The organism is Microcoleus vaginatus PCC 9802 (genome assembly GCA_022701275.1).
Lineage (GTDB): Bacteria > Cyanobacteriota > Cyanobacteriia > Cyanobacteriales > Microcoleaceae > Microcoleus > Microcoleus vaginatus_A.
This window is the reverse complement of the sequence record CP031740.1, coordinates 5,628,659-5,641,480: the sequence shown is the minus strand read 5'-3', so window position 1 is coordinate 5,641,480 and position 12,822 is coordinate 5,628,659. Positions and strand designations below refer to the sequence as shown.

Sequence of the window (12,822 nt, the reverse complement as noted above, 5' to 3'; positions counted from 1 at the left end):
TAAATAATCAATCCGTGTATCCGTGTCAAAATCCGTGTGGTGCTTTCCTTCTAATTATTCTATGCCTTGCGAATACTAAATGTTAATAACTGACAAACTGCTACTTTCCTATCAACGATGCCATCTCCGAGCATTTTTAGATACCTGCGGAGACTGGAAACAACAAGACCCCCCCAGCGACTTTCTGCTGAAACTGATGCGCGACAGCGCCGCATACCAGCAGCAAGCTTTGGAACACGAGACTTACCAACAACCATATTATCCTAGAGGGGATTGGGAAGCTGGCGCGGCCGCTACATTGAGTTTAATGCAGCAAGGGGTCGATCGCATTTACCGAGGAGTTCTCATCCAGGGCGAATTCGGCCAAGCCAACGGCGCAACAACTTCTCTGGTAGGAATTGACGGTCAATATTTCCCAGAATTTGGCGAAATCCCCGAAACTCCCGTTCATCTTTCATCCTCCAATCTTCCCTCTTCAAACATTACCCTGATCGGCCGCCCCCATTTATTAATCAAACAGCCGGGAAAATCAAAATTTGGCGATTGGAGTTATATTACTGCGGATATTTGGCTTAGCAAGCGACCAAAACTAGAGTATCAAATTATCGCAGCTTTTCACGCCCAAGTTTTAGCTTCCCTGCAGGAAACAATCCCCGAGACTGCGTGGCTGATGCTGCGAAAAAAAGGGCTGTGGTCGGTGAATCTAGACCAGCGAACTCCTGAGATGTTCGAGATTTTAGACAACTGCATTCAGATGATAGAAAATCGGGATAAACCAGAGGTGTTTATTTCCCGGCAAAAGTGCAATCTTTGCGGTTGGTATACTATCTGTCACGCCGAAGCCGAATCTATTAAACATCTTTCGTTATTGCCGGGAGTTACTGCCAGCCGCTATGCTAGGCTAAAAACTCTCGAAATTACTGATGTAGAAGCTCTCGCTAATGCTAGTCCCGAACTGCTAGCTGAGTATCCAGAATTCCCCGACAGAGTTGCTTTTGATGTAGTGCAGCAAGCTCAATCGCACTTGCTAAATCAACCGCTGTTGCGGGAAGAAGGAAGAAGGAAGAAGGAAGAAGGAAGAAGGGAAGAAGGAAGGCACGACACGGATACAGGGAGTAACGATCGAGAAGAACGTAGAAGTGATAATTCAGAAGAAGTTAACTCATCTGAAATAGTACCAGATATTGTAGACCATATCTTGAATGACATCGCAGTTGAGGAAGTAAAAATTAGAGAAAATAAACCTGCCACATCTTCTATACCGGCGCCAATTCTCCGCAAGAAACCAATTCCCTATTCCCAATCAGTCTTTTTGCCTATCGCCCCAATCGAACTCTACTTTGATATTGAAGCCGAACCCGAGTTAAACTTGGATTACCTCCACGGAGTCTTAGTTGTTGACCGATCCAACAATACGGAAAAATTCCACGGTTTTTTAGCAGAATCAGCAGCAGAGGAAGGTGCAATCTGGGAGCAATTCTTAGAATTAATGTGGGCTTATCCCATTGCTCCGATTTTCCATTTTTGCGACTACGAAGTCAAGACTTTTAAGCGACTGGCTAAACTTTACAATACTCCAGCTTATTTGTGGAAACCCGTGCTGAAACGGTTTGTAGATATTCACAAACAAGTGACGCAAAAGGCGATTATGCCGGTGGAAAGTTACGCACTCAAACCAATTGCCCGCTGGCTGGGTTTTGACTGGCGAGATGCTAAGGCTAATGGTGCTCAGTGCGTCTGCTGGTACGAGGATTGGCTTAAAACCGGCGATCGATCGCTCTTAGAGGCGATCGTCCGCTACAATGAGGACGACTGTCGCGCTACATACATAGTTAAAGATTGGTTGACCAATTTTTTGCTGAATCATGAGCCGTGATTTTTAGATGTAATGAACCGCGAAGACGCGTTCGGCGAAGCCGTTCCCGAAGGGTAGGGCGCGAAGGAAGAAAGGGAAGAGGAAGATAGGTAATAATGTATTTATTGGTAAAATGCGAAAGCTAGGAAAAGCAACTATATTTATTGTCTGTTTTTTGATGGCAGCAACTGTTGCTATTTGGGTAAACCAGTCAGCCAAATCTTTCGCCGTTACGAAAATAGATTTTATCGGCAGAGCAATATTTCCTACAGGTTCTCCGTTTCAGGGGACGGAAATTGGCGGACTATCGAGCATTACTTATGATGCCGAAAAACAAGTTTATTATGCCATTTCTGATGACCGCAGCAGCAAGGCTCCGGCGCGCTTCTATACTCTCAAAATCAACTTGCAATCTGGTAAACTGCAAAAAGAGCAAATTACTTTTACTGGTGTCACTACTTTATTAGATGAAAACGGCAAAGGTTTTCCTGAATTAAGTTTAGATCCGGAAGGGATAGCTTTTACTGGCAATAGCGTGTTTGTTTCTTCTGAGGGAGATGTCGAGCGCCAAATAAATCCTTTTATCAAAGAGTTCTCCCTCGATGGTAAACTGCTGAAAACGCTGCCAATTCCTGAACTATTTTTGCCGGATGACAAAGGCACTAAAGGCATCCGCAACAATCTCGCTTTTGAAAGTTTAACTTTAACGCCCGATCGCAAATACCTATTCACCGCTACCGAAAACGCCTTGGTTCAAGATGGCGCCGTAGCTTCCCTGGAAACCGGGAGCCCGTGCCGGATTTTGCGCTACGATGCCGTCAGCGGCAATCCACAAGCATCGTTTCTCTACATCACCGAACCGCTACCGGCTGGTGCGAATCCTGTGGGAAAATTAACTAGCAACGGTTTAGTGGATTTGTTGGCGATCGACGATAACCGCTTGCTGAGTTTAGAGCGTGCTTTCTCCCTGGAAACCGGCATAACTATCAGAATTTTTGAGATTTCTCTGGAAAAGGGCGATCGTATTGAAGCACTCGAAAGCCTCCAAAGCCGTCTCAGCGAGGTTTCTCCCGCTCAAAAACGCCTGCTGCTGGATTTGGAAACGCTGAAAATTCCCCTAGACAACATTGAGGGGTTGACATTTGGCCCCGCCCTGGCGGATGCTAGCAGAGGTCTGATTTTGGTGAGCGACAACAACTTCAGTCCCCTGCAAGAGACTCAAATTTTGGGCTTCCAAATAAAAGTTCAAAAAACCTCTTGACAAAAGGTGAAGTTATAGGCATAATAGAAATTGTGCCTGAAAAAACGGCAAAACGAGGGACAGTAGTTCAATTGGTTAGAGCACCGCCCTGTCACGGCGGAAGTTGCGGGTTCGAGCCCCGTCTGTCCCGTTCAAAATAGAAAATGTTCAGATTGCTGAAAAAGGCGATATGCTGAAAAATAACCGCTTGTACTGAGTTAGCACAGTACAAGCGTTTGTTTTACAAAGCCTAGATCAACCTCAGAAGGTAAACAGCAGGCTGTCTGCTACGTGGCCTTTACTGTTCTAATCCACATTGCCGATATCTAGAAAACCTTAAAAAGGTCAGTGTTGATGAACTAATCGAAGAAATTCAGAAATACAGGTCTTACATGAATTATTCGGGAGGTCGAGTTACCATTAGTGGAGGTGAGGCATTGTTTCAAGCTCACTTCGTCACCTAAATTTTTAAGCGTTGTCTAACATTAGGAATTCACACGGGATTAGATAGCTCTGGATACTGCGACTTGCAGGCAGCTAAACCCGTTTTAGAATTTACCTAGCTCTTTCTACTCGATATTAAATCTTTGGCTCCTGCAACGTATCGGAATGTCATCAGCCTCGATATCGAACCAACACTAATTCTCGCAACATATTTGAGTAAAATTAATAAACCGACTTGGATTCGGTTTGTTCTGGTGCCTGGGCTGACAGGCGATCACAAATTGAACTGCCAACCCGCAGTCCCCCAGAAGACCAAGTTGAGAGCGAGGTACAAGGCGCATTCGATCGCGGGCAAGCAGTCGCAGAAAAAAATAATAATCTTGTTTGTCAAGGGTATGCAAAAAATGTGCAAGTCTACCTGTTAATTTAATTGTCAAGGAAAATTTCTTCTCTATGACGGCGGAGAAAGTTAGGATTAGGTTGAAATTTTTCAGGTAAACGCATTTGCTTCCCGTGATAGGCAACAAAGTCATGCTCTAATACATCTTCCGGCAAGAAACTTTCAAGATATGAACTAAGAACCAGTCGATAATCTTCATCAAATGTAATCATTCCCCCATCAAAAGCTGCATCCTGAGTACGAGCAAGGCACAAACCATTATGAGGATCGAGTCGATGTTCTGGGTAATCGCCCCAAGGTAGTATATGGCTCGCGATCAAAAGTTGTGGAATTGGATTACCAGTAATACAGCAACGGCTATTGTAGTTAGCTAGAATAGTTTGGCGAAAAAAACTTTGTCCGATTCGTGCTTTTACACTAGCTTCTACTTCGGTATCGCCAGTTGGCTGACTTTTAGGTATTTTGATTTCCCTGACATTTTGAGATTTTGGTTGTCGGGGTAGCTGATACTCTTCAGGTATTACATTATCAAATAGTTCTTGTAATAGTTCTTCGCTTTTAACTCCTAGTTCTTCCCAATTTGTATAAAACTCTTGCCAAATGCCGCGATCCGCGTTACTTGCACCGCGAAGGCCTTTAATGTCACGGGCTTGCAGTACAGGATCGAATGAAGCTAAATTACAAAGCTTCATTGATAGGCTGCTTGGTGTTCTTCCCAGCTTTTGAGCTACTTCAATAATAATTGGCGTGCGACGATCTAGCTGTCCAAATGGTAGCTTGCAGTATAAATTCATTGCGATAATGAGTTCATCTCGTGTCCAACGCTTTCCTAAAGTCATTTATTACTACTTCAGCTACTTGACGGCGATCGCCTGTGCTAAAAGAGGCGGCACAGAATTCCCAACTAACTCCCACCTCCTAGTCATAGGTGCGTCAAATACAAAGCGCTCTGGGAAAGTTTGCTAATATTATAGCGTGGATAATTGCAATTTGTTGTGTTATGCAATCTTTTTTCCAAATCTCCTATCAAAGTATGGAATATCCAGTGGTTGCGGGGATGATTAACATTTTCAATTACAAAAAATAGCGCTTTGTAATATTCTACAAAGCGGATGAACTGTTCGTATAAAAAATTTCTAATATCGCTTTCTATCTGTTTGCCTAAAGACCTCATTTTGGCTTTACCAACTAATGAAAATACGTGACAAGGCGGCCCACCAATTAAAATATTAACTTCTCCCGGCTGAATATCTAGTTGACTCAAGTTAATCAGAGATTCTATCGGTTGGGCATCAAGCTTGAGCTGGCAGTTAGGGAAGTTTCTATGATGAGTTCTGATGGCATGGGGATTTTTATCAATACCCCCTAGAATCTCACAGCCGGCATTTTGAAAACCTAAACTCATCCCACCTGCACCGCAGAAGAGATCGAGTACAGTCGGAGCTTTAGTTGTCGGCTTACTTGGCTTAGGAATTCGATGGAGAAAGTGTTTTAGGTAAACTAACTACTACGCGGTAAAGTTTACCCGAAAAGGCGGGCCAAAAAACTCCTGCTTACAGTTACGAGCGACTCCCAGCAGCGCTCAAAGGTGCGAGGAAATAAAGGGTCTGGCGATCTGATATGTCAGAACCAGGACTATAGGCACGAGAATCGGAATAGCAACTAGCAGTCCCCATTTGCCAAACCTAAGTTTTTGACCGTCGGATTTGAACAGGAAAATCACAGCAGCAATTCCCATAAGTATCCAGAGACCACCGAAGCCCATGAAGACTGTATAGCCTGCATCTTGCATTTTTTTTGACCTTTAATAGTAGTCCATCTTGAATGTTAGTTGCAGTCTGTTTCTGGTGACATCTTCTAATAGGTCGATCGCACTTATTAAATATGACTCATTTCGAGTTGGGTCGGCAGCGGCCTTGACTTTCGCACTCGATCCGCTGAGTTCGTGAGCTCATAATTGTTGCTAAATCCGGCCTTCCCGTCAGCTTCAGCCGCCAGTCAGCCCAAATTCCGTACAGCCAATTGGCGATCGCCCCGATCGCTGGTAACTTAGTCACAGCATAAACCCAGCCCATACCTAAAATCTCGTAGGTGCGGCGAAAAACCTCTACATTTTTAACCGTCGTACCGTCGGGTAACACCGCGTGAATCCGGCCCATCGCCGTTTCGTAGTCAATTCCGCCGTGAGTCTTCGGGTTGTAGCCATCATCCGCAATATCCACAAACGACACTAAACCTCGCCCCGCGTCGCGTTTTTTCAATAAATTAACCTCCCGCACGCACAGAGGACATTCACCGTCGTACAGCAACTCAATCTGCCAAGCAGGCGCAACAGACTCGGGTGAGGGCGCAACAGATTCGGAAAACTCAGTTTTAGCAGCAGACATAGGGAAATATATTTTAATGTCGTCGATCGCACACAAACATTTTACAAGCATCCATAGTTATCAGGTGCGCCTTGGGTACTCCTAAAGCAGTTATTTGTGGTGTGAAAAATAGTCCCAAAGGTGAATCCAGTCTTGGCCGCCCGCAATGCTAATATCATCAAGATGCCTTCTAGTGCCTTGCCGGAGACTTTCGCCCGATAGCTCGTTAACTCCGCGATCCGAAGGACAGCCCTCGAAGAGGATCGCGTATTATCAAGCAATTCGAGGCAAAGCACCTGCCAAGCACAAATTTTAAGTCGACAACAAAATATAATAAAATTTGAAGTCTTAAACATCAGCTATTCCCCCAACCCGTAAATCGCCCAATCTAAAAGCAAAAATCTACATGAATGTCAGAGTCCGTCTAGCCCCCAGTCCCACCGGAAACCTACACATCGGTACCGCCAGAACCGCCGTATTCAACTGGCTGTTTGCCCGCAACCAAGGCGGCCAATTCATCCTGCGGGTAGAAGACACAGACGTAGAACGTTCTAAAAGCGAATACACCGATAACATCCTCGAAGGACTCACATGGCTGGGGATGAACTGGGACGAAGGCCCGAGTTTTCAGTCCCAACGTCTGGAAATATACCGCCAAGCAGTCCAAACCCTTCTAGACAATGGACTCGCCTACCGCTGCTACACCACGTCGGAAGAACTCGACGAAATGCGGGAAGCACAAAAAGCCAACAAACAAGCCCCCCGCTACGACAACCGGCACCGCAACTTGACAAGCAAACAGCGCGCAGCTTTTGAAGGCGAAGGGCGACAAGCTGTGATTCGGTTTATCATTGACGACGATCGCACAATTTCTTGGAACGACATGGTGCGCGACACCGTAACCTGGAAAGGTAGCGACCTCGGCGGCGACATGGTAATTGCCAGGGCATCCAGCGGCGGCGTCATCGGCCAACCACTCTACAACCTCGCCGTAGTTGTCGATGACATCGACATGGGCATCACCCACGTCATCCGCGGCGAAGATCACATCGGCAATACTCCGAAACAAATATTGCTCTACGAAGCTTTGGGCGCGACAATCCCAGAATTTGCCCACACGCCACTGATTTTAAACACGCAAGGGCAAAAGCTTTCTAAACGCGACGGCGTAACCTCGATTTCTGACTTCAAAGATATGGGTTACGTCCCCGAAGCTCTAGTTAATTACATGACTTTGCTGGGCTGGACTCCGCCGGATTCAACGCAGGAAATATTTACACTGTCGGAAGCAGCAGAATTATTTACATTCTATCGAGTCAACAAAGCTGGTGCAAAATTTGATTGGGATAAACTCAATTGGCTAAACAGTCAATACCTGCACAAAATGCCAGTGCCGCAATTGACAGATTTGCTGATACCTTATTGGTGGCAGAAAGGCGGTTATGAGTTTGACTTGGAGGCAGACCGCCCCTGGCTCGAACAAATAGCTGCTTTAATCGGCCCGAGTCTCGTTCGCTTAACCGATGCTGTGGATATGTGTAAGGTATTCTTCTCCACCACGGTGGAATACGAAGAAGAAGCACTCGCACAGTTGCAGCAAAAAGGGGCTGCACAGGCTTTACAAGCAGTTGTAGAAGCGATGGAAAGTCATTCGTCCCTGACATCAGCGGAAGCTCAGAAAATCACTAAAAAGCTCAGTAAAGAGAAAACTCTTAACAAAGGGCTAATTATGCGATCGCTCAGAGCCGCTCTGACAGGTGCAATGCACGGCCCCGACCTGATAGAATCGTGGGTAATCCTTCATCAGCGGGGGACGGCTAAAACCCGCTTGCTTGATGCCATTAGCAACTTGAATTTGCCGGCTGTTGGTGTCGCAGCCGAAACTCCTACCCCAGAACAACCAAACGCAGAAACAGTTGCCGAAACTCCTGCTACAGAACAGCCAGCAGTCGAAACACCGACTGTTGAAACAGCAGCGCCCGAGGTGACAGCAGTCGAAATACCGGTTCCAGAAACAGTCGAAATACCGACTCCAGAAACAGTCGCAGCTTCGGTTTCAGCAGTCGAAATACCGACGACCGAAGCAATCTCCGCATCGGTTTCAGCAGTCGAAATACCGACTGCCGAAATATTCCCAACGGAGGCCGCAGCAGTCGAAATATCGCCTGTGGAAACAGTCGGAACCGAGGTTTCAGCAGTCGATATATCGACTCCTGAAACAGCCGCAGCAGCAGTTGAAATACCTGCCGCCAACCAGCAAAAAACTATTGCGAGTGGAGAAATGACTTCATCAAACGAACCAGAAACAACCGTTATCATCACCGAAATTCCTGCCGGAAATGAAGCAGAAAGTTCGATGGGTACAACACAAGTCATAATTACCGACGAACCGCCAAGTCAGACCCAGCAGATCAAAGAACAAATTCTCTCAATTTTGTCCGAGTTTCCGGCTTACATCGGCAGCTTTTACGAGCAGTACAAAAGTCCCCTGACTGTTATCGGTGTAATTGTAGCGTCGATTATCTCTTTGAAAGTGCTTTTGGGGATAATAGATGAACTCAACGACATCCCCCTGCTAGCACCCACATTCGAGCTAATTGGTATCGGATACACCGGGTGGTTTGTCTACCGCTATTTGCTGCGATCGTCCAACCGGCAACAATTAGGTCAAGAAATTCAAGCCTTGAAAGAACAAGTTTTCGGCAAAAAATCCTAAACTTTTGCTGTAATTTGTTGAATTTGTACCCGACACTGACAATTTTAAATAAGTTGTCAGTGTCGGGTTTTTAAATGACTAATGAATAATAACTAATAACTAATCACTAAACCCCAGCAGCCGTAAAAGCGGCCCAATAATAAGGATTGGCAAAAGGATAGGGTTTGCGGTTGCGAATTTGCTGCAAAGATGCCTCAGCAATCAGGCGAGAACTTTGAGAAAGCCGATCGAACATTTGCGAAATTTGAGGTTGAAAATCCGCCAGCAACACCTCCAATTCCTCGCTAGTCAAATCCCGCAGCCACCTTTGAGCGTCCCCCAGCGCGATCGCCACATCTCCCACCTGCAACCGAGAAAACCGTCCCAGATTTTCATAAAACTTGCTCGTCAGCAGCAGCGTAGAAACATCGTTCACCTTCCAAAGACTGCTAACCACACTAGAGGTGCCAGCATACAACAAACCCGCCGACAAACCCACAAAATCTCCTCCAGCACCACTAACTCCGCCAGCGGCAATTTCGCAACCCGATAAAGTAACTAAAAAATATTGTCTAAAATCCAGATTAAAAATTTCCTCCAAACTCAGAGAATCATTCCTCAAAAACACGGCGGATTTCAGAGGCCAAGCCAAATTAAGCAAACTCAAACAAGCAAAGTGAGCGCATTTTTTCTGCTGCAACTGCCCTATTTGCTGGGGCAAATTCCCATTATTAGCAGACATTTCTTGGGAAAAAGCCTCTTTAATTGCCGGCTTATGGCGCACCACTTCTGCACTGGAAAAATACTGGGAAATATTGCCGATTTCAATGTTGCTGTAGAACGCATCTCTGGTGAAAGTTGGAATTGCCAAAAGGTGATCCAAACGGGGTCTGTACCGACCAATAGCTGCTCCGCGCGCACTTTGTCTCAATAGCAATAGCTGACAGCTAGGAGCATAGCGAATTCCTCCGGCAAATCGATCGCTCAAATAAGCAGCAGGCGCTGCAACGTCGCCAAAAGACGAACTTTGAGAAAAATCGGAAAGGCTGTAGGTTTCCACATCAAAACCGCTGCGATCGCTCCACCCAGACCTAAAAATTCCCCCACCGTCCTCAAACCCGTCTCTCCCCCCCACAGGCAAAGCGTGGAGTGGCAAAGCGTGCAAAAATCGGTGCGGCACAAAAATCAGCCGATCGCAATTATCGGGAATCAGCGCCACCACTCGATCGATTTCCAGCATCGTAGCCAAGCGTTTGAGGCGAGCCGGGAGATGATTGATCCAGCGACCTTTTTGTTCAGAATAAGCGCTGAGGTACTCCTGGGCCCAAGTTTCGGCAGCCAAAGCATTTTGCGGGGAACACAGGTGAACGGCGGGATATTGTGCACTCTTTACCACCACAAAAGCAACCAGCAACTCCCCCAAACTCGCCCACACCACAGCAGCGCAATTGTCATCAGGTAACAATTGGCGGATTTGCTCGAAAGCGATCGGTTCAACTTTGTGAGCTAGGCTGAAGAAAGGATCGTTTGCCTGCACCTCCCGCGCAATCAACCTATCAAACTGCTTCCACAATCGATTTAAGTGCATGAAGTCCGAGTTCGGCAGCAGAGAACCGCTGTTCCAACCTTGGCTATCGCCCTCAGAAATCAAGGTCGTGTTCGGCTCAGGTTCTCCCTGTTCTTGGTGCCGCTGTTCCCCCGCTATTTCCAGTCGCAGCGACTCCAACTCGCTTCGCACCGCTGCAGGAATTTCGGCTTTCGGAGTCAAGTGGCATTTAACCAGCAGTTCTACCAAATTCCGATTTTTGTGGCGTTCGGCGTATTCCAGAGCCTTAGCGTAATATTCAGGTTGGCTAGCGCCGAGCTCCAGGCAAACTTGCACCAGGCATTTATAGAGTCCAGCCCAAGTGCGGGTTAATTTGACTTTTGCGGTACTCGTCTGATCGCCAAAATCGACTGTATCAACCCCAACTTCGCAACGCAAGAATTCAACAGTATCGACCGCAGCAGTAAAAACTCCGTAGGCGCGAAGCAAGTCGCCTCGAACTCGGTAAGCTTGACCCAAATAAAATAAAATTTCAGCCCAGCGGTGGGGATAGGTTTCGCGAGTGTAGACTTGACAGGCGCTGTGATAGCAGCCGATCGCACTTTCCATGTGGGACAAGTTTTCCGCCTCCGTCAGTTGCGAATAAGCCCTGCCGAGATAAATTTGCAGCATTGCCCAGCGGTTGGGATAGGCCTGCCTGGTGTAGACTTCGCCCGCATTTTGATAGCAGGCGATCGCGCTTTTGAGGTTGCGGTTTTTTTCCCCTTTCAGGTGTTCGCAGAAAGCGCGGCCGAGGTAGGCACACAGCATCGCCCAGCGTTCGGGAGTTTTTTGGCGGTTGCAAAACAGCAAAGCATTTTGATAGCAGGCGATCGCCATTTCCATATTTTCGGCTTTTTCCCCTTTCACCCGCCGACTGTAGATCCTACCGAGGTAAGTTTGGATCGAAGCCCAGGCTTCGGGAAATTTGATGCGGGTGTAGACTTGTAAAGCATTTTGATAGCAGGCGATCGCCATTTCCAAATTTTCCACCGGATCGCCTTTGATGCGATCGACAAACACCCGACCCAAATTCCTTTGAGTAGTCGCCCACTGCTGCGGAAAAGCTTCCCGAGTCCGCACCTGCAAAGCTCTCTGATAGCACGTAACCGCGTATTCGAGATTTTCAGCTCGGTTGCCCCGCAGCAACTCGCAGTAAGCATTTGCCAAATTATTTTGAGTTGTAGCCCAACGCCGGGGAAACACCTTGCGGTTGTAGACTTGCAAAGCATTTTGGTAGCAAGCGACTGCCAGTTCCAGATTTTCAGCTCGGTTGCCCCGCAGTCGGCGACTGTAAGCGCGGCCTAGATTGTTTTGAGTGCTCGCCCACTCTTGCCCGAAAGCCTCGCGGCTGCGAACTCGCAGTGCGTTTTGATAGCAGGCGATCGCCTGTTCTAAATTGTCTGCCGGATCTCCCCTGAGACGCTCGCTATAAGCGTTGCCTAGATTGTTTTGCAGCGTCGCCCACTGTTCCGGGTACTGTTCGGGCGTGCGTACTTGTAGGGCATTTTCAAAGCAAGCGATCGCCTGTTCGATATTTTGAGCCTTATCACCTTTGGGGCGATCGCTATAAGCGTTGCCCAGATTGTTTTGCATCACCGCCCATTCTTGGGGAAAGTCTTTGCGGGTAAACACCTTAGCCACTGTTTCGTAACCGGCAATTTCGATTTCCAAGTTATTAGCCTTGCTGCCGAGGGGAAACCGCCCAATTTTGTTGCTCAGATTGCCGATCAGGGCTGCAATGCGCCTAGTTTCCGATTCTTTGGCTGCAGAAAACACCAAAGTTGCCCATCCGCGCAGCAGTTGTGCGAAATTCTGGTCGAGTTTGTCTAAATTGTTTCTCAGCAGCGAGTACAGGTGCTGCGAATCAGCGCCGCGCGCCACTGCCTGCAATACTTCTGCTAAAAAAGCCAGATAGGCTGCCCCGGTTGCGGGCAGTTTAGAAGTGCCCTTTGCAGATTCTAAGGGTGCGATCGCCCTTTGGAAAAATTTTGCAGCTTTCAGCAAGCTTTCTCGCGTCAGTGCCACTTCTTCCAAATAAAGCGTTTGCACGAACCCAAAGTCGATCGACTTTGGGTTCGTCCTCAAAATCAAATCTATTCCTGAGTCGCCAGGATTTTCCAGCAGCGCTTGGAGCATATTAACATCAGTTTTGCGACGCTGTTCGTCCATCGTGCATTCCGCCAAACTATTAACCATAGGAGCGCTGCTTCCGTGCAACCAAGTGAACTACCCAC

At 47.1% G+C, this 12,822-nt stretch carries 8 protein-coding genes, 1 tRNA gene and 1 pseudogene; 5 read left to right on the top strand and 5 right to left on the bottom strand.

Going from position 1 to position 12,822, the window contains the following annotated elements; translation table 11 throughout:
* The first annotated feature begins 79 nt into the window (after positions 1–79).
* From D0A34_23300 to D0A34_23285, 4 genes and pseudogenes are all read left to right on the top strand, one after another.
* Entirely contained in the window at positions 80–1,876 is a 1,797-nt protein-coding gene (locus D0A34_23300; protein UNU21382.1) for a TM0106 family RecB-like putative nuclease, read from the top strand.
* Between the two features lie 112 nt (positions 1,877–1,988).
* On the top strand, positions 1,989–3,116 hold the full coding sequence (locus D0A34_23295; protein ID UNU21381.1) for an esterase-like activity of phytase family protein: 1,128 nt from the start codon (positions 1,989–1,991) through the stop codon (positions 3,114–3,116).
* Between the two features lie 56 nt (positions 3,117–3,172).
* A tRNA-Asp gene (locus D0A34_23290) sits at positions 3,173–3,246 on the top strand.
* 121 nt (positions 3,247–3,367) lie between these two features.
* Positions 3,368–3,814 (top strand): annotated as a pseudogene (locus tag D0A34_23285) (radical SAM protein).
* 151 nt (positions 3,815–3,965) lie between these two features.
* On the opposite strand, the gene D0A34_23280 reads toward D0A34_23285, so the two are convergent.
* The 4 genes from D0A34_23280 to D0A34_23265 form a co-directional block, all read right to left on the bottom strand.
* Positions 3,966–4,733, bottom strand: a complete 768-nt coding sequence (locus D0A34_23280; GenBank protein UNU22430.1) for an HNH endonuclease — start codon at positions 4,731–4,733, stop codon at positions 3,966–3,968.
* Between the two features lie 128 nt (positions 4,734–4,861).
* Positions 4,862–5,344 carry a DNA cytosine methyltransferase gene (locus D0A34_23275; protein UNU21380.1) on the bottom strand — a complete coding sequence of 161 codons (483 nt, stop codon included), beginning with the start codon at positions 5,342–5,344 and terminating at the stop codon, positions 4,862–4,864.
* A 177-nt stretch (positions 5,345–5,521) separates the two neighbouring features.
* Positions 5,522–5,731: a hypothetical protein gene (locus D0A34_23270; protein UNU21379.1), complete on the bottom strand. Its 210-nt coding sequence runs from the start codon at positions 5,729–5,731 to the stop codon at positions 5,522–5,524.
* A 97-nt stretch (positions 5,732–5,828) separates the two neighbouring features.
* A complete protein-coding gene (locus D0A34_23265; protein ID UNU21378.1) occupies positions 5,829–6,326 on the bottom strand; it encodes a DUF393 domain-containing protein in 498 nt (165 codons plus the stop codon).
* 385 nt (positions 6,327–6,711) lie between these two features.
* On the opposite strand from D0A34_23265, the gene D0A34_23260 reads away from it, so the two are divergent.
* On the top strand, positions 6,712–9,021 hold the full coding sequence (locus tag D0A34_23260; protein UNU21377.1) for a glutamate--tRNA ligase: 2,310 nt from the start codon (positions 6,712–6,714) through the stop codon (positions 9,019–9,021).
* Between the two features lie 106 nt (positions 9,022–9,127).
* On the opposite strand, the gene D0A34_23255 is transcribed toward D0A34_23260, so the two are convergent.
* Complete coding sequence (locus D0A34_23255; protein ID UNU21376.1) at positions 9,128–12,784, bottom strand: CHAT domain-containing protein; 3,657 nt, start codon at positions 12,782–12,784, stop codon at positions 9,128–9,130.
* Between the last annotated feature and the right edge of the window lie 38 nt (positions 12,785–12,822).

Excerpts from the sequence above, each read along its gene's own strand:
- D0A34_23300 (UNU21382.1), top strand. The coding sequence starts at position 80 with ATGTTAATAACTGACAAACTGCTACTTTCCTATCAACGATGCCATCTC.
- D0A34_23295 (UNU21381.1), top strand. The coding sequence starts at position 1,989 with ATGCGAAAGCTAGGAAAAGCAACTATATTTATTGTCTGTTTTTTGATG.
- D0A34_23280 (UNU22430.1), bottom strand. The coding sequence starts at position 4,733 with ATGAATTTATACTGCAAGCTACCATTTGGACAGCTAGATCGTCGCACG.
- D0A34_23275 (UNU21380.1), bottom strand. The coding sequence starts at position 5,344 with ATGAGTTTAGGTTTTCAAAATGCCGGCTGTGAGATTCTAGGGGGTATT.
- D0A34_23270 (UNU21379.1), bottom strand. The coding sequence starts at position 5,731 with ATGCAAGATGCAGGCTATACAGTCTTCATGGGCTTCGGTGGTCTCTGG.
- D0A34_23265 (UNU21378.1), bottom strand. The coding sequence starts at position 6,326 with ATGTCTGCTGCTAAAACTGAGTTTTCCGAATCTGTTGCGCCCTCACCC.
- D0A34_23260 (UNU21377.1), top strand. The coding sequence starts at position 6,712 with ATGAATGTCAGAGTCCGTCTAGCCCCCAGTCCCACCGGAAACCTACAC.
- D0A34_23255 (UNU21376.1), bottom strand. The coding sequence starts at position 12,784 with ATGGTTAATAGTTTGGCGGAATGCACGATGGACGAACAGCGTCGCAAA.